General features: G+C 70.2%; 22 protein-coding genes and 3 pseudogenes. 15 read left to right on the top strand and 10 right to left on the bottom strand.

Annotation, left to right across the window (positions count from 1 at the left end; genetic code table 11):
- Positions 1 to 48 precede the first annotated feature (48 nt).
- Entirely contained in the window at positions 49 to 390 is a 342-nt protein-coding gene (locus FNV62_RS46295; RefSeq protein WP_164331859.1) for a LytR C-terminal domain-containing protein, read from the top strand.
- A gap of 172 nt (positions 391 to 562) precedes the next feature.
- On the opposite strand, the gene FNV62_RS46290 is transcribed toward FNV62_RS46295, so the two are convergent.
- Positions 563 to 1,222 (bottom strand): zinc ribbon domain-containing protein, encoded by a 660-nt coding sequence (locus FNV62_RS46290; protein WP_143610301.1) that lies wholly within the window; start codon positions 1,220 to 1,222, stop codon positions 563 to 565.
- 195 nt (positions 1,223 to 1,417) lie between these two features.
- On the opposite strand from FNV62_RS46290, the gene FNV62_RS46285 reads away from it, so the two are divergent.
- Entirely contained in the window at positions 1,418 to 1,714 is a 297-nt protein-coding gene (locus FNV62_RS46285) for a hypothetical protein (RefSeq protein ID WP_143629564.1), read from the top strand.
- Between the two features lie 159 nt (positions 1,715 to 1,873).
- On the opposite strand, the gene FNV62_RS46280 is transcribed toward FNV62_RS46285, so the two are convergent.
- Positions 1,874 to 2,038, bottom strand: a complete 165-nt coding sequence (locus FNV62_RS46280; RefSeq protein WP_143629562.1) for a TerB family tellurite resistance protein — start codon at positions 2,036 to 2,038, stop codon at positions 1,874 to 1,876.
- Here FNV62_RS46280 and FNV62_RS56270 point away from each other — a divergent pair.
- Both FNV62_RS56270 and FNV62_RS46270 read left to right on the top strand, forming a co-directional pair.
- Positions 2,038 to 2,190, top strand: a pseudogene (locus FNV62_RS56270) (TerB family tellurite resistance protein); the annotation flags it as partial. The gene FNV62_RS46280 and the pseudogene FNV62_RS56270 sit on opposite strands and share 1 nt — an antisense overlap.
- Before the next feature lie 371 nt (positions 2,191 to 2,561).
- Entirely contained in the window at positions 2,562 to 3,827 is a 1,266-nt protein-coding gene (locus FNV62_RS46270; RefSeq protein WP_164331858.1) for an alpha/beta hydrolase family protein, read from the top strand.
- 255 nt (positions 3,828 to 4,082) lie between these two features.
- On the opposite strand, the gene FNV62_RS46265 is transcribed toward FNV62_RS46270, so the two are convergent.
- Positions 4,083 to 4,604 (bottom strand): SMI1/KNR4 family protein, encoded by a 522-nt coding sequence (locus tag FNV62_RS46265; RefSeq protein WP_225900624.1) that lies wholly within the window; start codon positions 4,602 to 4,604, stop codon positions 4,083 to 4,085.
- A 326-nt stretch (positions 4,605 to 4,930) separates the two neighbouring features.
- On the opposite strand from FNV62_RS46265, the gene FNV62_RS46260 reads away from it, so the two are divergent.
- Together FNV62_RS46260 and FNV62_RS46255 are read left to right on the top strand one after the other, a co-directional pair.
- Entirely contained in the window at positions 4,931 to 6,229 is a 1,299-nt protein-coding gene (locus tag FNV62_RS46260; RefSeq protein ID WP_143629556.1) for a serine/threonine-protein kinase, read from the top strand.
- A gap of 92 nt (positions 6,230 to 6,321) precedes the next feature.
- Positions 6,322 to 6,465 carry a hypothetical protein gene (locus FNV62_RS46255; protein ID WP_164657675.1) on the top strand — a complete coding sequence of 48 codons (144 nt, stop codon included), beginning with the start codon at positions 6,322 to 6,324 and terminating at the stop codon, positions 6,463 to 6,465.
- Positions 6,466 to 6,590: 125 nt separating this feature from the next.
- Here the strand turns inward: FNV62_RS46255 and FNV62_RS46250 are convergent, their stop codons facing one another.
- On the bottom strand, positions 6,591 to 8,660 hold the full coding sequence (locus FNV62_RS46250) for a SpoIIE family protein phosphatase (RefSeq protein ID WP_225900623.1): 2,070 nt from the start codon (positions 8,658 to 8,660) through the stop codon (positions 6,591 to 6,593).
- Positions 8,661 to 8,705: 45 nt separating this feature from the next.
- On the opposite strand from FNV62_RS46250, the gene FNV62_RS54830 reads away from it, so the two are divergent.
- From FNV62_RS54830 to FNV62_RS46235, 3 genes are all read left to right on the top strand, one after another.
- Entirely contained in the window at positions 8,706 to 9,263 is a 558-nt protein-coding gene (locus FNV62_RS54830) for a hypothetical protein (protein WP_179858391.1), read from the top strand.
- On the top strand, positions 9,264 to 10,076 hold the full coding sequence (locus FNV62_RS46240) for a maleylpyruvate isomerase family mycothiol-dependent enzyme (RefSeq protein WP_143629554.1): 813 nt from the start codon (positions 9,264 to 9,266) through the stop codon (positions 10,074 to 10,076). It abuts the gene before it with no gap.
- Between the two features lie 249 nt (positions 10,077 to 10,325).
- Positions 10,326 to 10,931, top strand: coding sequence for a dihydrofolate reductase family protein (locus tag FNV62_RS46235; protein WP_164331857.1), 606 nt, complete (start codon positions 10,326 to 10,328; stop codon positions 10,929 to 10,931).
- A 15-nt stretch (positions 10,932 to 10,946) separates the two neighbouring features.
- Here the strand turns inward: FNV62_RS46235 and FNV62_RS46230 are convergent.
- Positions 10,947 to 11,714, bottom strand: a pseudogene (locus FNV62_RS46230) (IS5 family transposase).
- A gap of 175 nt (positions 11,715 to 11,889) precedes the next feature.
- On the opposite strand from FNV62_RS46230, the gene FNV62_RS56265 reads away from it, so the two are divergent.
- From FNV62_RS56265 to FNV62_RS46210, 4 genes and pseudogenes are all read left to right on the top strand, one after another.
- Positions 11,890 to 13,023 (top strand): serine hydrolase domain-containing protein, encoded by a 1,134-nt coding sequence (locus tag FNV62_RS56265; RefSeq protein ID WP_143629552.1) that lies wholly within the window; start codon positions 11,890 to 11,892, stop codon positions 13,021 to 13,023.
- 65 nt (positions 13,024 to 13,088) lie between these two features.
- A pseudogene (locus tag FNV62_RS56260) lies at positions 13,089 to 13,520 on the top strand (GTP-binding protein); the annotation flags it as partial.
- Between the two features lie 185 nt (positions 13,521 to 13,705).
- Positions 13,706 to 14,368: a DUF4230 domain-containing protein gene (locus FNV62_RS46215; protein WP_097287784.1), complete on the top strand. Its 663-nt coding sequence runs from the start codon at positions 13,706 to 13,708 to the stop codon at positions 14,366 to 14,368.
- Between the two features lie 231 nt (positions 14,369 to 14,599).
- A complete protein-coding gene (locus FNV62_RS46210) occupies positions 14,600 to 15,181 on the top strand; it encodes a VanZ family protein (protein ID WP_097287783.1) in 582 nt (193 codons plus the stop codon).
- A gap of 104 nt (positions 15,182 to 15,285) precedes the next feature.
- Here the strand turns inward: FNV62_RS46210 and FNV62_RS46205 are convergent, their stop codons facing one another.
- From FNV62_RS46205 to FNV62_RS46190, 4 genes are all read right to left on the bottom strand, one after another.
- The gene (locus FNV62_RS46205) at positions 15,286 to 15,663 is read right to left on the bottom strand and encodes a peptidase inhibitor family I36 protein (RefSeq protein WP_054233494.1); all 378 of its coding nucleotides are present in this window, start codon (positions 15,661 to 15,663) and stop codon (positions 15,286 to 15,288) included.
- On the bottom strand, positions 15,660 to 16,388 hold the full coding sequence (locus FNV62_RS46200) for a hypothetical protein (protein ID WP_143604127.1): 729 nt from the start codon (positions 16,386 to 16,388) through the stop codon (positions 15,660 to 15,662). The genes FNV62_RS46205 and FNV62_RS46200 overlap by 4 nt, the downstream gene beginning before the upstream one ends.
- A 3-nt stretch (positions 16,389 to 16,391) precedes the next feature.
- Entirely contained in the window at positions 16,392 to 16,778 is a 387-nt protein-coding gene (locus FNV62_RS46195) for a hypothetical protein (RefSeq protein WP_097287780.1), read from the bottom strand.
- A 288-nt stretch (positions 16,779 to 17,066) separates the two neighbouring features.
- Positions 17,067 to 17,330 (bottom strand): hypothetical protein, encoded by a 264-nt coding sequence (locus FNV62_RS46190; protein WP_054233491.1) that lies wholly within the window; start codon positions 17,328 to 17,330, stop codon positions 17,067 to 17,069.
- Positions 17,331 to 17,457: 127 nt separating this feature from the next.
- On the opposite strand from FNV62_RS46190, the gene FNV62_RS46185 reads away from it, so the two are divergent.
- Together FNV62_RS46185 and FNV62_RS46180 are read left to right on the top strand one after the other, a co-directional pair.
- On the top strand, positions 17,458 to 18,495 hold the full coding sequence (locus FNV62_RS46185) for a PHP domain-containing protein (RefSeq protein WP_143629548.1): 1,038 nt from the start codon (positions 17,458 to 17,460) through the stop codon (positions 18,493 to 18,495).
- Positions 18,496 to 19,007: 512 nt separating this feature from the next.
- Positions 19,008 to 19,967, top strand: a complete 960-nt coding sequence (locus FNV62_RS46180; protein ID WP_143629546.1) for an SDR family NAD(P)-dependent oxidoreductase — start codon at positions 19,008 to 19,010, stop codon at positions 19,965 to 19,967.
- Positions 19,968 to 19,980: 13 nt separating this feature from the next.
- On the opposite strand, the gene FNV62_RS46175 is transcribed toward FNV62_RS46180, so the two are convergent.
- Positions 19,981 to 20,814, bottom strand: coding sequence for an alpha/beta fold hydrolase (locus tag FNV62_RS46175; protein ID WP_143629544.1), 834 nt, complete (start codon positions 20,812 to 20,814; stop codon positions 19,981 to 19,983).
- Positions 20,815 to 20,881: the final 67 nt, after the last annotated feature.

Here is a 20,881-nt window from a genome sequence, read left to right as displayed (position 1 = left end):
TCCCCGTCACCGAGCGCTGGCGAGATCACCTCAGGTGGTGGGATCACCGTGGCGGTCTACGACGGCACCAGACAGAGTGGACTGGCCTCCCGGGCGGCCCGGACTCTGTCCCGCCACGACTTCACGGTCGCCAGGACCGGCAACACCGGCAACCAGAACCACGCCGCCACGTTCGTCCAGTACGACGCGACCCTCAAGTCCCAAGCTCAGAAGGTCTCCCAGCTTTTCCCTGGCGCCCAGCTCCGGCAAGTCACCAGACCGGGCATCAACGTGGTCCTGGGGCAGAGCTACGCCGCGTCCGCCATGTCCGTCTCACGCGCGCCCGCCTCGTTGGCCGCCAACGCCCGCTCCGCCGTCGACGACCTTTGCTCCAACCTCTCCCACGGATAGCCAATAGTTACGAGCAGTGCGGCTCGGACCTCACGCGGAGGACACCGGCGGGGCGGAAGCCGTCACGGCCAGCCGCTCTCTGCCCTAACCGTCGAACACCGACCCCTGCCGAGCCAACGGCTACGACGATGTGGCCTGACAGCGGGAGCCCTGGGCAAAGCGGGCCACGCCTCTACCTACGCGTGCCACACCCCGGACAGAAGGCCGCCCCGTCCGGCACCACAGCGGAACACGCAGCGCACTGAACCGACTGAGCCAGCTGATAGCCACACCCGGAGCAGAAGCCGGCGCCATGGGTCTCGGTACGGCAGTGCGGGCAGACCAACTGCCGGGGCGTCGTGGGGTCATAGCCCTGACCGGCCTGCTGCCCCGCGGCGTACGCCCGTTGCGAGGCCATGTCGTTGAGTCCGCGCTGCTGCGCCGCCATGGCCTCGGCCGCGGTGTCCGGGGCGCAGCGCAGACACAGACCCTGAGCGGCGTTCCAGCAGCGGCCACACACGTAGTCGGTGCAGCGTGCGCACCGGTTGAAGTGCCCCCGCGCATCGCCGATCGCTCGCTCGAAGGCGTGGTCGCGGGCCCTTCCCCAACCCGCGCCCGCGAGACCGTCGGCCGCGGACGTGAGCCCGCTGCCGGTACGGCCCAGCAGCCCCCAGGCCATGTCGACGCCCTTGCCGAGCCAGGTGGCCGCCCGCTCGCCGGTGTACGGCTCGAATGGCGAACGCCAGGTGTCATAGCAGCGCGAGCACGAGAACTCGAACTGGAAACCCGCCCCGGTGCCGTTGCGCTCGGACAAGTCACGGTAGTTGTTGCTGAAGTAGATCTCGCCGCTCACGTGGTCCCCCCACAGGTCAGGCCGCCGTCACACATGCCGTACGACGCCGGGGAAGCGGTACCGGTTCTCGCCACCGCCCAGACCATCCGCTTCCACGGTCGGGCCTCGCCCGCCTTACGTCTCTGTGTCCGGATCCTCGCGCTCATACGCGCGCTCCGGGGCGGAACACGTCAACAGTTGCGCAATAATAGAACCATGACGGAGTCAAGGGTGAGGGCCGGGACCGTGGGCGACACGACCACCGCGGAGCGCGTACTCGAAGAACTGGCGAAGGGCTGCCCAACGCCGCCCGAGAACCAGGTCCGGACCGCCTACCAGTCCGTAGGCGTGCACGACCGGGCCGGATGGCCGTGGCCAGGCACCATCGTCGGCTGGTGGACCAGCCCTGACGGCGTCACCACGTGCCAAGTGCGACTGTCGGGCGCCTCAGCCCCACGATGGGCGGTCTACGATCCGGACCGGATCATCCTGCTGGTGCAGAGCGGCACGTAGGAATCGTCCGGCTGAACGGGGCTCAGTGCGCAGACAATTCCCCGCGGGACGCGCCATCTCGCAACCCGACTGGTGGCCCCTTCGCGCAACCCAAAGGGCCACCGGCCGGGTCCGGCCGGGCAGCGAAAGCTCGCGAGCACTCGCCTCGGCAAGACCCGATCACAGGTCGAACTCGTGCGGCGGCAGCCCCAGCCCGAAGCAGACGCCCCGGTCCACGGCCCGCTCGGTGGCGTCGAAATCGCCGTCCGCGCTGTCGCTCACGATGCTGATCTGGATCACCGCACGCACCTCCGGCGGCTTCTTCTTCGCCTTGGCGACCGACATCGCACACCATCCGCGATGCGAGCATGGCGATCTGCGCGCTCGTCGCTGCTGTCGGCGGGAAGATCGATTCGTCCGAGCGGCAGCACGTCGCGCAGCTGATCTTCACCAACGAGGCGCTGCAGAACTTCCCCGCCGCGGACCTCCAGCGCCGTCAACCTCTACAACACTCCAGCGCCCAGGCTCGTGGCGTGTTCGGCCGGCCGGGTGTGGCCGATCTGCTCGACATCTGCGAAGGAGCCGAGCCGAAGAGCGAGTGGCTGTCTGTTCACCCGGCGACGTGACCTGGTACTGCAACGGTGTCTGCGCTGATTGCCGGGCGAACACCAAGTCCGCCTTCGGCGCCGGCGTGACCAGTGGGGAGGTGCTCGATGAGTGTGGGGCCGCGCCCACCTCGCCCGGAACCGGGATGCCGGTGCCGGTCCATGAGAGTGACAAGCGTGGCGATCGGCGTCGCGGCAGGACCGGGGTGGAATCAGTACGGCCGACCTGCCGACCAAGATCGATCGAAAGGTGTCGAACAGTGATGCCTCTGCTAAGGGGCGGGCCGGCTCGCGCCCTGCTCTGCCCGCTGACTGTGCTGGCCTTCCTCACGGGGGCGGTGAACGCGGCAGGATCCGTCGCCGCGCCCGCGGGGGCCTCGCCGCAAGGGGACTTCTACCAGTATCCGAGCCGCAAGACGCTGGAGAGGTCGTCACCGGGACATCTTTTGGCGTCCGAGCCGATGACGGTGTCCACCCGCCTGCAGAGCGTCAGCTCCCGTGCGATGCGGATCATGTACCGCTCGGTCGGACTGCACGGGGAGCCCATCGCTGTCACGGGCTTCCTCCTCGTCCCCCGCGGTGCTGCTCCCCGCGGAGGTTGGCCGGTGATCTCCTGGGGCCACGGCGCGACGGGTGTGGGGCCGGTCTGCGCCCCTTCCCGGCACGCGAACCTGTACCCCTCCTCCGACCAGTACGCCGAGACGGACATGATCGAGCACCTCGTGCAGGACGGCTACGCGGTCGTCGGCGCGGACTACCCGGGGCTGGGCTTCCCTGACACGGTGGAGAACTTCCCCCAGACGGATCTCGAGAGCCGGTCCGTGATCGACGCCGTGCTGGCAGCGCGACAGGCGTCGACGCAGCTCGGGCGGCAGTGGTTCGCCGTGGGCCACTCGCAGGGAGGGACGCCGGTCTTGAGGGTCGGCGAGGACGCGGCCCGGTGGGCACCGGGACTGCGCTTCCTGGGCACCGTGGCACTCGCGCCGCCGAGCCACTTCGCAGCGGTCATGGACGAGATGGGCGCCGCCCGGCCGCCGGTCAACGTGGGGCTGGCCGTGCTGGGTTCGTACATCGCGGTGGGAGCGCACCTGTACTCACCGCGCATCCGGTACACGAACGTCCTGGCACCGCAACTCGCCGCGCAGATCCCTCTGGCGAAGAAGCTCTGCGCCGACGAACTCGACATCTACCTGAACAACGTGCAGTTGCAGCGCGTGGGGAATCCCCACTGGGCCCGCAACGCGACGCTGCGCCGGTTCATCGACAGCCTCGAACCGGCCAAGGGCCGCTCCGCCGGGCCGATCCTGCTTCTGCAGGGCGAACGGGACCAGACGGTTCCGGTCGAGGTCACGACCGCGCTCAACAAGGAACTCTGCGACCTCGGCGACGTCGTGAACTACCGCATCTACGCCGACGCCAACCACGAGAGCGTACTGAGCGCCTCCTACAAGGACGTGGCGGCCTGGCTGCGCGACCGACTGCAGGGGCAACCGGCCCCGTCGACCTGCCAACCGCGTGCAGCCCATTGACGGCATAGCGCCCGGTGACAACCGCACAGCCCCGGAGCCTCCCCGCGATCGTCGGCGGACCGCCCGGGGCTTCGCCTTGTCGACCTTCAGCCGCTCCGATGTCGGCCCGGCGAGAGCCGGCCGGTGACGCAGGCGTCACCGGCATCCCACTCGATCCGGTTCGGCCGGCGGTGGATGCGGTCCGAACCCGCATGCCCGGCATCCTCCGCGAGGGTCCACCCGTTCTTCGGACAGGAGATACCGCAGCGGTCATTTTCAGGGCAGGAATTCGAAGAACGGACCGTCAGGCGCGAAGTTGCGAGAACACAACACCACGTCCCTACCCTTGAGATAAGCCAGCAACCACTCACTGAACGTCATCTCGTAGAGAGTCCAGGCCGGACTGTCGAACTCCTGGACCACGACGCGCCAGGGCGATGAGGGGTTGTCGGGGATGCAAAGGAAAACCGCCTCGCCCGTCGTGGCCGACGCCACCGGCATCAGATCCCCGGGGTTCCCCCCTACCGGACTCGGCAGGAACTCCGCCATGTCCTCCTCGCGCCAGAGCTCGAGATCCCCCCTGATGTCTTCTCCCAGGCTGTGCAGAAGATGGCCGGCGGGGTGCTTCAGATACAACTGCCTGTTGATCTCGATCGAACCGTAGGCGTCCACGATCTCACGGAAGTCCGCAGGAAATTCGATACCGAGTTCCTGCTCCAGCTCGATCCACGGAGCCGGATCCGACCAGTTGAACCGGGGTTCGCCCAACAGGGCTGTGATCTCTGGAAGCGTTGCCACCACTGGATTCCTTCTAGCACGTCGAGCCGATGCCGGTCTTGGAGTTGACCGCAGTACAGGCGACAGTCTCCTCGACCCCCTGGGGTCCGTACATGAGGGTCGGGTGAAGTTCTCCCCGGTCAAAGGTGTCTCGATCGGGCGGTACTGCACAGTGCACGACGGATCGGAAGCCCGGTGGCACGGACGAACACCCCGAAGAAGATCATGTCGCGGTCGGCCTGCCAGTAGGCTGGGGCTGCTGCGGCACCCCCACCATCATCCGTCCCCTCGCAGGGACATGGCCTGCAGCGGTCGAGTCGTCTCACTGCGTGAGGATGAAGTAACAGGTGCTGATAGCGGGCCGGTACCGGCTGCAAACCACCATCGGACGGGGCGCGATGGGAGAGGTCTGGCGGGCGTACGACGAGACACTCGGCAGAGCAGTGGCAGTCAAGCTCCTGCTCGCCCAGAACTCCGACCCCACCGCCTCCTCTCGCTTCCGTCTGGAGGCCCAGACCGCGGGCCGGCTCAGCCACCCCCATGTGGTCGGTGTCCTCGACTTCGGCGAGCAGGAGGGCCGTCTGTTCCTGGTGATGGAGCTGGTCGAGGGCGACAGTCTCGCCCGCGTGCTCTCCCAGGCAGGATCGCTGTCGGCCGAGAAGGTGGCCCTCATCGCCGCCCAGGCGGCCGCGGGGCTCGCCGTCGCACACGAACAGGGCATCGTGCATCGGGACATCAAGCCCGGCAACCTTCTCCTCGACGCCGACGGGTCCGTGAAGATCGGTGACTTCGGCATAGCGCGCTTCGTGGACGACCCGGGTGCCGCGCTCACCGCGACCGGTCAGATCGTCGGGACCAGCCTGTACCTCGCTCCCGAGCGCGCCCTCGGCAAGCCGGCCGGACCGGCGTCCGACGTCTACTCGCTCGGCTGCCTGCTCTACCAACTCCTCACCGGAAGACCGCCGTTCCACGCCGACAGCGCCGTCGCGATCCTCCACCACCACCTCGACACGGCCCCCGTACCACCGCGGGAGCTCGGCGTCGGTCTGCCGCCCGCCTTCGAGAACTACCTGCTCGGTCTCCTCGCCAAGCGGCCCGAAGACCGCCCCACGGCACGTCAGACGGCCGAATGGTTCGCCGCGGGTGCCTGGAGGGGGCGCCCCGAGCCCCTCCCGGCAGCCGCGCCGCTCACCGCGCCGGAGGTGCCGCGTTCGACCGCCTCGGGGGCGTTCGCAGGGCCCGGAACGAACACGGCCGGAGCGGCCCCCGGCTCCGCGACCACGTACGCCTTCCCGTCCGCCGTTGGCAGCACCGCTGGAGCCCACCGGACGCCGCGTCGGCAGCGCTCGGGAGTTCGCGCCTTCGTCGTACACCGGTCGAGGACGGTGAGCACCGTCGCCGCGCTGGTGGTCTTCCTCGCGGCGCTGCTGGTCGGCATGACGTGGTTCTCCCCCGACCACAGCTCGGCGGAGACACCACCGACGGACCCGCCTCGCACCACGAGCCCCGCCCCGGGCGCGTCCTCGACCCTGAGCACTCCCCCGACCGGTGGTGAGGAGCCCGGCAACAGCGCCGACGACAGCTCGGGCAGGCAACAGCGCACCCAGAAGGGGAAGAACGGACACAGCAAGGACGACAAGGGCTGATCCCACGTCACCGCACTCGCCGCAAACCCGGCAACCGCCGCAGCCCGGCAGATCGTAGTAGCTTCCAGATGCGCTGCCTGATCCTTGGGCCGTTGCCGCTGGACCATCGGGCCCCTGCCGGGTTGCACGGAGTCCAGGTCGCGGAGCTGCTCGCCGATGCGGTCCAGCACGTACTCGTCGACCGCCGCACGCAGGCCCTGCGTGGAGCCGAAGTGCCGTGTCACTGGCGCCGGTGAGAGGCCGGCCGCGGCTGCCATCGACCGCGTCGAGGCGCCGCGAAGGCGCGCTCGGCGAACAGCTCCGAAGCTGCCTCGCGCAGCCGTGCCCGCCCGGTCGGATCGCTCTTCTGCGCGGCTGGGGTTCAACCGGTGCTGGGGTTGAGGCGGGCGGCGAGGAGTGCGATGTCGTCGTCGACGGAGGCGGGCGTCAGGTGGATGAGCAGGCGGTCGCACAGCTCGTCCAGGGTCGGGGCGGGTTGTTCGAGGAGGTGGATGAGTTCGGAGAGTCGTTCGTCAATGTCGCTGCCGCGGGCCTCGACGAGCCCGTCGGTGTACAGGACGAGGATGCTGCCGGGCTGGAGGGTGACATCGGTGGTGGTGAAGGGGGTGCCACCGACGCCGAGTGGGACACCGGGCGGCACGTCGAGGAGGCGGGCGGTGCCGTCGGGTGAGACGACGACGGGCGGGGGGTGCCCGGCGCGGGTGATGTGGCACCGGCCGTTCGCGGGGTCGATGACGGTGTAGAGGAAGGTGGCCAGCATCGGCTCGGTGAGGTCTTCCAGTGCGGCTTCCAGCTGGTGCAGCAGGTTCTCGGGTGCGAGGTCGAGCCGCGCCAGTACGCGGACGCTGGCGGAGAGCCGTCCCATGACGGCTGCGGCCGCGGCGCCGTGTCCCATGACGTCGCCGATGGCGAGCGCGACCTTTCCGCCGTCGAGTCGGATTACGTCATACCAGTCGCCGCCGACTTCGTTGACGTCGCTGGCGGGCAGGTAGCGGTGGGCGACCTCCATCCCCGGGAGCTGGGGAATGTGCTGGGGAAGCAGACTTCTTTGGAGCACGAGGGCGGTGCCGTGTTCACGGCGGTAGAGACGGGCGTTGTCCACGCAGATGGCGGCGCGGGCCGCGAGTTCGCCGGCGAGGCTCACGTCGTCGTCCGTGAACGGGCCGACGGGCCGGCTCCGGTACAGGGTGCCGAGACCGAGCACGACGCCGCGGGCGATCAGCGGCACCATCATGAACGAGTGCACGCCCTGCTCGAGAAGTTGTGCGGGCGCCGGTGAATAGCGGGCCGCTGGGGCGATGGCCTTCTTGTCCAGGTGGGCAATCATGAAGGTCTCGCGGTCGGCGAGGACCTGTGTGTAGGGCGCTCCGGCAGGGAAGATCAGGGTTCGCCCGAGCGGGGCGAGGATGTCCGCGATACGGGAGCCGGCCGGGGGAGCTTTCCCGAGGCGGCGCAGAGCGGTGCCGCCGACCAGGCCCGGGCCGAGGTCTCCACCGGTGGTGAGGGTTTCCAGGACGTCGACGGTGACAGCGTCCGCCAGGTCGCGCACGGCGATGTCCGCGAGCTCCTGCGCGGTGCGTTCCAGGTCCAGACTGGTCCCGATCTTGACGCTCGCCTCATTCACCAGGGCCAGGCGGCGCCTGCCTGCTTCCGCTTCCAGCTGGTCCTGTTGTTGGGCGGTGATGTCGATCAGGAAGGCGGTCAGCCCGATCGGTCGGCCGTCGGGGTCCTCCAGCCTGACATAGGAGCACGACCAGACGCGCTCATGGCCGGGATCGGAGTGGGTGCGGCCCGTGCGGCGAAAATCAAGGACCGGCTTCCCGGTGACCATGACCTGCCGCATCGCGGATTCCATCTCGGCCGCGTTCACCGCGGGCAACACCTCCACTACGCTGCGTCCGATGTGGGCATTCTCCTCCAAGCCGTTCATGGCCTGGAGAGCCTGGTTCACGCGCAGGAACCGCAGCTGGGTGTCGAAGACGGCAATGCCGACGGGAGAGCGGACGAACAACCCCTCCCACACCGCGGAGGAACCGCGGATGCCACGGGCGGTGTGAGCGTCGGCAGCGAAAACCAGCACGGTGGTGCCGCCGCGGTGGCGGGCCGGGACGGGCGCCGCCCAGATCTCCAGCTCAAGTGGATGTCCGTCGCGGTGCCAGGCGGTCACCGTGGCCATGACCCCATGGCCGGCGGTCGCGCTGTCCCACAAGGACCGGCCGAGGCTGCGGTCGGCGCCGGGGTGCAGCAGGTCGGCGATGGGCCGACCCACGACCTCCCGCGACGGATACCCGAGCAGAGCCTGCGCCCCGTGGTCCCAGCGCACGATCGTCCCATCGGCGTTCGTGGCCACGACCGCGACCCGTAGCTCCCCCAGCCAGCCACCCGCATCCCAGGCAGCACCACCGGCCACATCATCCACGGGTGCCCGCATCACCACACTTCCCATCTGCCCCGCACAGCCTCTCTTCCAGTATCCGTGCGGACCCGCCGCCTCGCGCTTCAGCGCGAGGCGGCGGATTGCCTGCCGACCTGGCGAGGTGGTACTGGACGCCGCACGGCCACTGCCGTCAAGGGCGGCCCCAACCAGACCGATCCCGCCGCCTTCGCGGCCGCGTTCCGCGAGATCGTGACGCGCGCCCACGCCCGCGGCATCCGCGTCGTCGGCGGCACGATCACTCGGTACGGCGGCAACGGCGGCTGGACCGCGGCCCGCGAGGCCGTACAGCAGCCCGTCAACGACGTGACCCGGTACGACGGCATCTTCGACGCGATGGCGGACTTCGACGCCACCGTCCGTGACTCCGACGTTCCCGACCGGATCCGGCAGGCCTTCGACTCCGGCGACCACCCGCACTTCAACGACGCCGGACTCCAGGCGATGGCCGACGCGATCGACCTGACCAGCACACTGACTCGATTTTTCGTGTCAGTGTCCTCTGCGGGACGCGACCCCCTCGGATTTGCCTTGGAGTGGACTCCAGCCTCCAGACTGATCACGACAAGATCCGTGCTGCGGACAGAAGGACGGCAGTAGATGGAGACGACGAGCCAGACGGGGCATCCTCTGCCCTACGACACCTACCGGCAGGCGATAGAGCGGGAGACCCTGCAGTTTGCCGAGGTGGTCAAAGGTGCGGACCCCGCGACCGCCGTGCCCTCCTGCCCCAACTGGACGCTGGCCGAGCTCACCCGGCACGTGGGAGCGCTGCAGCGCTGGTTCTGCACGCTGCTGACCCAACTGGTGCAGGCGCCTCCACACAGTCGCGACGTGGAGCTGGGGCTGCCGGAACGTGCCCAGGATTATGCCGACTGGGTGGCAGCGGGCGTACCCCAAGTGGCCGCCGTGCTGCGGGCCACGGATCCCCAGGCGGCGATGTGGGCGTGGGGTGAGGACCAACACGCGCGGTTCTGGGCCCGCCGGATGCTGTTCGAAACGCTGGTGCACCGGGTGGACGCGGAGCGTGCCGTCGGACGGAAGTCGGACATCGACCCCGCGCTGGCGGCGGACGGGGTTGACGAGTTCCTCGTCAACCTGCCCTACGCGGGCCTCTTCGCCCCGGCCGTGGCGAAGCTGCGGGGCAACGGCGAGACCATCGCCTTCCAGTGCGCGGACTCCGCCGACGAAACCGGCGAGGAGTGGCGGGTGCGGCTCGATCCGGACGGTTTCCGACTGCTGACGCGGGCCGGAGCCGGCGCCGCGCCATCCAAGGCGCAGACGGCAGTACGGGGGCAGGCGGCCGACCTCCTCATGCTGCTCTACGGGCGGCGGTCGTACCAGGAGACCGTCTTCGACATCTCAGGCGAGGTCACGGCACTCGACTGCTGGTTCGCCCACACAGCCTTCTGATCCGCGCCAAGGAGCGCGCTGGTGGAGCTCGGCGACGGGCTCGACGACCAACGGCTCCCCTTTGAACTCGTTCCCGAACCGCTGTGGGGCACGGAGCCCCGCCCCTGGACACGGGGAGAGCCGACGCAGGGGTATGCGGGCAAGGATGACGGGGATCGTTCCCGACGGCCCCTAGTGCTGCGCCGCGGAATTTCCGCCGATGAGTTTCCGGCGGTTGTGCCGTCTACCCGTCGACGAAGGGAGCGCACCATGCGCAAGATCATCGTTTGCACGTTCCTCACGCTGGACGGCGTCATGCAGGCGCCGGGCGGTCCGGACGAGGACGCTGAGAGCGGCTTCGAGCACGGCGGCTGGCAGAAACCGGTGGCCGACGACGAGGTCGGCACGGCCATCGCCGGCTGGTACGAGCACTCCGACGCGATGCTGCTCGGCCGCAAGACGTACGAGATCTTCGCGTCGTACTGGCCGACCGCCGATCCCGACAACCCGTTCACCCATCGGATGAACAGCATGCACAAGTACGTGGCGTCCCGGACCCTGACGTCCGTCGAGTGGCAGAACTCCACGCTGCTGGAGGGCGGCATCGTCGATGCCGTACGCAAGCTGAAGGCCTCCGACGGCGGCAACATCAACGTCGTCGGCAGCGGCGACCTCGCCCAGACCCTCATGCGGCACGACCTCGTCGACGAGTACCGGCTGACCATCCATCCGGTGATCATCGGCACCGGCAAGCGGCTCTTCGCCGACGGAGCGATCCCCACCGCCCTGGAGCCCGTCAGCGTCTCGACGACGAAGGGCGGCACCATCGTCGGCGTCTACCGGCCGAACGGCAAGCCCAGCTACGACAGCTACTAAGCGGTTTCGTTCAGATCACCGAGCGGGCCAGAGAAAGATGCCCGCGACGTGGAGTCCGGCCAGGTAGATGGTCGCGGTCTTCTCGTAACGGGTGGCGATGCCGCGCCATCGCTTCAGGCGGTTGACGCACCGCTCAACGGTGTTGGGCTGCTTGCGGGTCTCGCGGTCGAAGGCCGGTGGGTCTGCCGCCCCGGCTTCCTCGCCGCAGTCGGTGACGTCGCCGGTCGGCCGGGACAGGGATCACCGTCCGGATCGCGCTTGCGCAAGTGGCTGCGAATCGCGCGGGAGGAATACGCCTTGTCGGCCAGGACCATGTCCGGTGCGAGGCCGTCCACGGCGGCGGGGAACGCGCAGGCGTGCCATCAATTCCATGAAGGCGGGCCAGTCGCCTGCCTGTCCGTCGGTGAGATGGAACACCAGCGGTTGTCGGCGGCAAGGTGGATCTTCGTGGTCGGTCCGCCGCGGGACCGGCCGACGGCATGGTCGTCCGGCTCGCCGGTCCTCGTTCGCGTCGGCCTGGGCCACCAGGGCAGTGAACTCCCGCTCCCAGGTGCCATCGACGGCCCACATCCGCGGCCGGTTGCAGACACCTCGCGAGTTGCCATACTTCCTTCTCGGCACATGAAGCCACTGGGTACCCGTCTGAAACTTGAAGGCGATCGCGTCGATCACCTCACGATGGTCCCGCCGGCGGCCACCCCGCTTCGGCGTCCGGTCCGGGAGCAACGGCTCAATCCGCGCCCACTGCACATCAGTCAACGGCACACCCGGACCGACGACCAGCTGATCCAAACGACAGACCCTAGGTGAACCCCTGATCCCGGCGTCGGGGCGGGCGGCCGTTTGTTCCGGGAATCCCCCTCCTTCCCCGGGGGGATCCGTCGTACTGGCGTGGACGGGCACCATCGTCCACGCCAGTACGACGGGGACCACGGGGAACAGCGAGGGCGGGAGAACGATGAGGGGCTCACGATTCGGGGCGTTGGCGCTGCTGACGGTGTGCGCGCTGGTTCCCACGGCGGGCGGTGCGGTCGCCGCACCGCCCGCCGTGGGCCCGGACGCGACCGCGTTACAGGCGGCGCTGGACCGGGTGACGGCAACCGGAGCGGTCGGCGCGGTCGCCGAGGTCCGGCAGGGTGGCGCCGTATGGCGCGGCAGCAGCGGCAAGTCCAGGCTCAACGGCCGGCAGGCCGCCCCTGTCGATGGCCGCTTCCGCGCCGGAAGCGTCACCAAGACGTTCACCGCCACTGTCGTGCTCCAACTGGTGGGCGAGGGGCGGCTGCGCCTGTCCGACACCGCCGAGCGGTGGCTTCCCGGCCTCGTCCCTGCCCCCGGAGGCGACAAGATCACGGTCCGGGAACTGCTCCAGCACGCCAGCGGCCTGCCCGAATACACCGACGGACTACTCGACGGCGACGCCCCCCACGACCGCTTCCGCACCTGGACACCCGCCGAGCTGGTCCGACGGGCCGTCAAGGACGGCGACCGCAACCGCCCTCTGCTGTTCCCGCCGGGCACCGATCACCACTACTCGAATACGGACTACATCGTGCTCGGGATGATCATCGAAAAGGTCACCGGCCGCTCCTACCGCACCGAAATCGACCAGCGCATCATCCGGCCCCTCGCACTCCGGGACACCCGCCTGCCGGGCTCCTCTCCCTTCCTCACCGGGCCCCACTCCCACGGCTACGAACCAGTGGAGAAAGAGGACGGGACACTTGTCCCGGTCGACTACACCACCGTCAACATGTCCATCGCCGGCGCTGCCGGCGAGATCATCTCCACCACCGCCGACCTCGACCACTTCTTCCGCACCCTGCTCAGCGGCGGCCTCCTGCGCCCGGCCGAGCTGCACGAGATGACCGCCGACACCAGCGGCGACGGCTGGGGCCTCGGCCTGGAGATGGCCACGCTTCCCTGCGGCACCATCGTGGGCCACGGCGGCGGCACTCCCGGCTACCGCACCATCTCCTTCCACACACTCGACGGCACCCGCCAAGTCACGGTGGACTGGACCGACTGGGGCACCGACGCCGACGCCAGCCCTGCGGCCCTCGCCCTGATGACCGCCGCCCTCTGCCCCTCGTAGCCACCGGGCCTTCACCACCCTCGTCCGGGCCCGGCACCCCGACCAGGCGGAACCGCTGCGCTCGGCCGCACGGCTCCGGCGGCGTCTTCACGTACGAGGCCGAGCTCGGCGCCCTGCCCCGGGCCTTCCACCAGGCGATCGAGGAGACGGTCCACGCGACCCTGCTCACCGGTCGGCGCGGCCGGCCGGTCACGGACTACCGGGTGACGCTCGTCCGTTCCGGATTCGCCGCGCCGCTCAGCACGGCCGCCGACTTCCGCGGCCTCACCCCGGTCGTGCCGCGACGCGCGCTGGAGAGGGCGGGGGCGCGGGTGTACGAGCCGTACCACGCCTTCGAGGTGGAGCTCCCGTTCGATGCGCCCGCCCCGGTCGCGGCTCGGCTCGTCGCCGGTGAGCTGCCGGCCCGGCATGTGCGGGAGGTCGAGCTGCGGCTGCCGGGGCTCACGCACGGGGAAGGGGTCTGGTGGTCCTGCCCGTCGGGGGACCGCCGTGTGTAGTGCGGCGGATGCGGTACGCCGGGCGGACGCGGCGCTCATTCGGTGTACGGCGAAGTGTGGTGGCCGGTGCCACCACAGTGGACGCGCTCCCGCCCACGCTCCCCGTCAGCGACGTCAATCCGCCAACAGGGCGGCCTAGGAGGCGATTTGGCGGGCATTCGGTGAGCAGGAAGGAGGACCGTCGAATGACGACGTCCATCAAGCGCCTGCCCAAGCGCATGCCCGCGTGGGCCAAGGCGATCACTGCCGTCGTGCTGGTGCTCGTGGTGCTGTTCGCCGGGCTGCGCCTGGCCGTTCTGCCTGGGCTGCGCGACCTGTTCGGCACCCAGACGCACGACCGCTCCGGACCAGCCCTCCTCAAGTCGATCCAGGACATGAGCCGTTACGACGCCGCCTCGGGCAACTTCCAGGTGGTGGTGGACCTGGAGAAGGATGCCAAGTACCTGCCCGACGCGATCCGCGGCACCCGCACGCTGTACGTGGGGGCCGGCACGGTCGAGGCGTACGTCGACCTCGGTTCGCTCGCCAAGAAGGACGTGACGGTCGACGCCGACCGCACCACGGCCACCCTGCGGCTGCCGCACGCGTTCCTCGGCAAGCCCGCACTCGACCCCAACCGCTCCTACGCCGTCTCCAAACAGCGTGGGCTGCTCGACCGGCTCGGCGACTTCTTCTCCGACAACCCGGACAGCGAACAGGCCGTGCAGAAACTCGCGGTCAAGCACATCGGCGACGCGGCGAAGGACAGCGAACTCACCAAACGGGCCGAGGAGAACACCACCGGCATGCTCGACGGCCTGCTGCGCTCCCTCGGCTTCAAGGAGGTGAGCGTGAGCTACGGCGCCTGAGCCGGGCCGCACTCCGGCAAGGATCCGGTGGGGCAAGGCCGTCGCCCCACCGGGCCCCACCTCACGCACGGCGACGAACAGCGCCGGGATCCCGCCGGGCGCCCCTGCCCCCGACTGCCCACGGGACGCCCTTTCATGACCCCCTCCTTCCGTCGCGCGGGGCTCGGCATCGAAGGAGGCTTTGCGGGTAACCGCCCTTACCTGGAGAACCGTTGAAACCGGGAGAATCGAATGGTCCGTACGGCGTCACTCTTGAGCACCCTGCGCACCACCGGTACGGCGAAGTCAGGTCGACGGCCATCGGTACCCGCGCAGGAGCGCAAGGCGCTCCCGCTGCCCGTGCGGCTGCTCATAATGCTGCTGGCCTTCGTGGCCATGGTGGCGTTCGCGGTCGCGCTGGCCCGGCTGACGCTGGAGCCGTCACCGGCGTCGAAGGCGCTGATCCACACCAATCTGCACCCCGGCAGTTCTCTGCGGGCCTATCTCGACCAGCCCGCGCTGCGCGACGCCGTGAAGCAGATCGGCGGGAACGTCGTGCTCGGTGTGCCGTTCGGCGTGCTGGTGCCCGTGCTGATTCCGAAGGCCCGGGGGATCCTGCGCGTTCTGCTGCTCACCGCGGTGGTGATGCTGCTGGTCGAGTTGGTCCAGGGCACGCTGATCACCGGACGCGCCTTCGACATCGACGATGTCATCCTCAACACGTCCGGAGCGCTGGTGGGTTATCTGCTGCTGGGACGGCGGATGGGCCGGGCGGTGCATCCCAAGCGCCGTCGGAAGGGCCTGCGCAACCGGCGCGGGGCCCCGAAGGCATGAAGGGCCGCACCGCATGACCGTCCGTCCGCGGCACCCACCGCGGGCGGACGGCGTTGATCGGCCGGAGTCGATCGGGCCGGGGTCGATCGACTGGGGTCGGCCTCTCAGCAGCCCATGGACCAGGTGTGCGAGTCACCGCGGTCGTTCGCCACGGCGTTGTAGCCGACCTCCTCCCCCGGTCCGAGACAGATGGTCATGGCGCCGCCCTGCCAGGCGTCCTCGTAGACCTTCACGTGGTCCTTGACGCCGGGGCCCGAGATGCCGTGGTTGGCCCAGGAGGAGTCGGTGTCGGCGATCCAGCTCTCCCACCACCCGTCGTCCCCCGACCAGTTGGCGCGCTGACCGTCGAAGTTGGCGTTCTCCCAGACGCAGAAGTTGCCGCTGGGGCAGTCGGCCGCGCCGGAGGGGGTGGCCAGGGCGAGGCCGCCGGTGAGGGCGAGCAGGGCCGCGGCTGCGGAGAAGGCGAGACGCTGGGTGATCACGAAGGGTCACTGCCTTTCTTCAGGGTTACCTGGACGGTCCGCTCGGCGTACAGATCCGCCGCGCGGCGCAGTGCGCGGGTGCGCAACTGCCGGTAGGTGGTCAGTTGTCCGTGCCGCTCGGCGCGGACCCTGGCCAGCAGGGCCGGTTCCAGCCGCGCCCGCAGCCGGGTGAGGCCGCTCTCACGTGCGCAGCGCGTGGAGACGGCGGGGTCGGGGCGGTCGGGGCGGGCCTCGTGCGCCGGGGTGACACAGCGGGTCCAGCGGGCGGTCGCGGCGCGGTAGTCGGGGTCGCGCTTCATGCGCTGCTGGGCCTCGGCCCGCAGGTTGTTCACCACGACTCGTGTACGGAACCAGAGCCGCTGGTCGCCGTAGAGATCGCGCTCGGCGGCGGCGAGGCAGCCGTCCGTGTGGGCGGTGACGGTATAGCCGGTGGCGAGGGTGACGGAGAGCTCGGGGTGGCCGTGGCCGAAGAGGGCGCTCTGCAGTCGGCGGTCCTGCGGGGCCGAAGCGCTGTGGTCCTGCGGTGCCGAGGCGTTGGGCAGGGTCAGTCCCTGCCGGGCCAGACAGCGGTCGACGAGTACCTGCTGGGCGGCGTCGATGAGGTCGTCGCGGTCGCGCTCGGTCCTGGGCAGCGGGGGCACGGCCCGCTGCGCCGTCGCCGTGGAGCACCCCGTCAACGCCAGCACCGCGAGCGCGGCGGCGGCGAACGCGCGAAGGAGTCGCACGGGTCAGCCGACCTCGCAGCCCATCATGGTGTCGGCGACGCCGTCGAGCCGGGCGCCCCAGGGCCAGTTGTCGGCCAGGTCGTGCGCCCGGATCAGCCGGGCGTAGCAGGTGCCGCGGCCCCAGTCGATGGCGTACACGGCGGTGTCGGCGTTGGACCTGAAGGACGCGGCCTTGTCGTGCAGGAACTCCGGGACGTCCGTATAGCCCGGTGGGGTGTAGCACCAGGACGAGCCGTGCTGTCCGGCGGCGGTCCAGAAGCACACGTCTCCGGCCCGCGACGCGCCAGGCGTCGCCGCGCTCGCCGGTACGGCGGTGAGCAGGGCGGTCGAGGCCAGCAGGACGGTCGAGGCGAGGAGGGCGGCGGCGGGCACGGCGAAGCCACGGGGCATGACGACTCCCGGAGGGAAGAGGGGGCGCCGGGGCGGTCGCGATCACCCGGCAAGATCAACCGTGCCCTCGGGGGAATCGGCCCATGCCGAGTTCCCGCCCTTTCGTGATCTTTCCTGGGGTGCGGGGTCATTCCTCCCGCGACAGCTCACACCGGCGCGAGTCCCGAGGTCCGCGCGCTCCCCGCCTCCTCGATCCAGCTGTCCGGCGCCACGCCCTGATCCGCCGGACAGGCCCTGGCGCCGTGATCCGCCGGACAAGCCCTGGCGCCGTGATCCGCCGGACAGGCCCTAGCGCCCCGATCCGCCGGACCGGCCCTGGCGCGGCGCCCAGGTGAACTTGTCGCCGCCCACCCAGCGCACCACGTCCGGATCGTCGAGATCGTGGATGTGGATCCCTTGGGAGCCGGCGAACGTCAGGACATCGGTGATCGACTTCGCCTCGCCGACCATTTCCCCGTCGATCTCCACGATCCGAAACGGCGGGTCGCACGGCTGCACCCCGAGCACCATGACCCGCGGGTAGGAGATGTGGGGGCTCGAGATTTCGGTCATGCCTAGAGCGTAGATCGATTCCCGCGAGGGGGCCGAGGTGAGTGGCACTCCGCCGTGCGGGCCGACGGCGGCTGGGCAAGGCTTGAAGGGGTTGAAAGGGGTGGGGAGCTCACGGAAGGTGATGCCGATGGACCCCGTCGAGGCCCTGGACCGGATCGCGTTCCTGCTGGAGCGCACCCAGGCCCCCACCTATCGCGTACGGGCCTTCCGCACCGCGGAGGCCGTGCTGGCCGCGCTGCCCGCCGGGGAGGTCGACAGGCGTGTCGCCGCCGGGACCCTGGAGTCGCTGAAGGGCATCGGGCCGAAGACGGCGCAGGTCGTGCGCGAGGCGGTGGCCGGTCAGCCGCCCGGCTATCTCGAGACGCTGGAACAGCAGGCCGCGGGCCCCCTCGCCGAGGGCGGCGAACGCCTGCGGGCGCTGCTGCGCGGCGACTGCCATCTGCACTCCGACTGGTCGGACGGCGGCAGCCCGATCGAGAAGATGGGCCGGACCGCCGCGCGTCTCGGGCACGAGTGGGCGGTGCTCACGGACCACTCGCCACGGCTGACCGTGGCGCGGGGCCTGTCCCCCGAGCGGCTGCGCGAGCAGTTGGCGGTGGTGGCGGAGCTCCACCGCCGGTGGGCCCCCTTCCGGCTGCTCACCGGCATCGAGTGCGACATCCTCGAGGACGGATCGCTCGACCAGGAGCCGGAGTTGCTGGAGTCGCTGGACGTCGTGGTGGTGTCGGTGCACTCCAAGCTGCGCATGGACGCCAGGTCGATGACCCGCCGTATGGTCACCGCCGTACGCAATCCGCTCGCGGACGTGCTCGGTCACTGCACGGGCCGGCTGCTCACCGAGCGGCGGCGGCCCGAGTCGGAGTTCGACGCGGACGCGGTCTTCGCCGCCTGCGCGGAGGCCGGTACCGCCGTCGAGATCAATTGCCGCCCGGAACGGCTCGACCCACCGCGCCCGCTTCTGCGCCGGGCGCTCGACGCGGGCGTGCTCTTCTCGATCGACACCGACGCGCACGCACCCGGCCAGCTCGACTGGCAGATCCACGGCTGCGCGCGGGCCGAGGAGTGCGGGGTGCCCGCCGAGCGCGTGATCACCACCTGGAGCGAGGACGAGCTGCTGGCCTGGACCCGCTCGCGGACGGCGCCGACCCGTGTCACCAGCACCTGACGGGCGTACGCTGGGGAGCGAGAACAAACCCGCGCCCGAGCCCTCGGACGCATGAAGTCGTACGGCGAGCCGAGACGTGAGGCGTACGGCGACCCGAGAACCGTCCGCCCCTCTTGCCCCCTCCGGGTGACGCGGATCACCGCGCCCGCCCTGGTCACGTGGGAACACCCATCGGTAGTTCCCCGTTAAACCAACCGTGGGTGCGGATGGGCCGGTGTCCCCGGGCCTCATCTATTGCCCACAGGGACGATCGTTCGGCTGAAGCCCTGTGGAGCCTCTCGCCGAGAGGTGACCGCCATCGGTGCCCACCACAGACGACCCCGACCGAGATTCCCCCGTCCGGTCGGGGTCTTTTCATGTCTGGCGCCCTGCCCGGTCCCCGCCGTGCACTGCCGCCCCGCCGTGCACTGCCGCCCCGGCCTGCGATGCCGCCCCGCCCCGCGCTGCTGCCCCCGCCGTGGGCGGCGGCCTCCGCTTGACTTCGAGTGCTCTCCAATCCGTAGCGTCGGAACATGACCACTGCACAGCACAAGATCGGCTCGGGGTTCGGCGCCCACAGCACCGCCGACGACGTCCTCCAGGGCGTCGACCTGACCGGGAAGCTCGCGATCGTCACCGGCGGGTACTCGGGGCTCGGCCTGGAGACCACCCGCGCGCTCACCAAGGCGGGCGCCCACGTCGTCGTTCCGGCGCGCCGCCCGGCCGCGGCCCGGGAGGCGGTGGAGGGCATCGAGGGGGTCGAGGTGGACGAGCTCGACCTCGGCGACCTCGACAGCGTCCGCGCCCTCGCCGAACGCTTCCTCGCCTCCGGCCGCACCATCGACATCGTCATCGACAACGCCGGGATCATGGCCTGCCCGGAGACCCGCGTCGGTCCCGGCTGGGAGGCCCAGTTCGCGACCAACCACCTCGGCCACTTCGCGCTCGTGAACCGTCTGTGGCCCGCGATCGAGCCGGGCGGCGCGCGGATCGTCTCCGTCTCCTCGGGCGCTCACCACAACTCGGGGATCCGCTGGGACGACGTGCACTGGCGCACCGGCTACGACAAGTGGGAGGCGTACGGGCAGGCGAAGACCGCGAACGTCCTGTTCGCCGTCCACCTCGACCGGCTCGGCCGGGAGTCCGGCGTCCGGGCCTTCGCCCTCCACCCCGGCGGCATCCTCACCCCGCTGCAGCGCCACCTCGCCAAGGAGGAGATGGTGGAGCGCGGCTGGATCGACGAGAACGGCAACCCGCTGAACCCGTCCGGCTTCAAGTCGCCCCAGGAAGGTGCGGCGACCCAGGTGTGGGCCGCGACCTCACCCCAGTTGGCCGGCCTGGGCGGGGTGTACTGCGAGGACTGCGACATCGCCGAGGTCGCTCCGGCGGACGGCGAGCGAACCGGCGTACGCGACTACGCGATCGACCCCGAGCAGGCCGCGCGGCTGTGGACGCTGTCGGCGGAGCTGACCGGGGTGAACGCGTTCGCGTGACGCGCCCGGGGCGTCAGTCGCGGGCCGTGAACTCCCGCAGATCCGCGAGGAGTTGCTCCGCGTGCGTGGCGAAGAGGCCGTGGCCCGCGTTCTCGTAGACCTTGAGTGTGCCGTTGGGCAGCAGTTCGGCCGCCCGGCGGCCGGTCAGGTCCAGCGGCGCCGACGTGTCGTGGGTGCCGTGGACGACCAGTGCGGGCAGGTCGAGCTTGACCAGTTCGGGGGCGACGTTCAGGATGGCCGCGAGGTCTCCCAACGCCGCCCCGCCGCGCGCGGTGGCGCCGTGACAGCGGTTGATCATGGACTGCACGTAGGCCGGGGAGAGTTCGTTCCCGGGGAGGTCGAGGGCGAAGAACGAGCGGGCCCCGTCCACGAAGAAGGCGGCCCGGTCGCGGCGGAAGACCTCGTTGCCGGCCTCGACGACGCCCGGGTCGATGCCCTCCGGATGGTCCGCGGACCGGACGGCGCCGGGCGCCATGCCCGCGACGAGTGCCACCCTCGCCACCCGCTCGACGCCGTGCCGGGTCAGACAACGTACGACTTCCGCGGTCCCGATGGAGTGCCCGACCAGTGTCACCCCGGACAGGTCGAGGTGACGCAGCAGCCCGTCGACGTCGTCGGCCAGAGTGTCGAGGTCGAACCCGCCCCACACGTCGTCGGACCGGCCGTGGCCACGCCGGTCGAAGCCGACGCACCGGTAGCCCTCCGCGGCGAGCGGCAGCATCTGGTACTCCCACATCTCCGTGCCGAAGTAGGCGCTGTTGACGAACACGATGACCTGCCCGGTGGCGGGACCGTAGTCGACGAAGTGCAGGCGGGTGCCATCGACGGGGCTCTCGAAGTACGGCATGGGAAACCTCCCGGAATCCGGTGGCGGGACGAGTGGGTACGTCCTTCATGGTTCCGGAGCGCCGGGG

The sequence above is a fragment of the Streptomyces sp. RLB3-17 genome, assembly GCF_007113425.2.
In the GTDB taxonomy this organism is placed as follows: domain Bacteria; phylum Actinomycetota; class Actinomycetes; order Streptomycetales; family Streptomycetaceae; genus Streptomyces; species Streptomyces mirabilis_D.
Note: the sequence above shows the minus strand (reverse complement) of the source record. Positions and strands in the feature narration are given on the sequence as shown.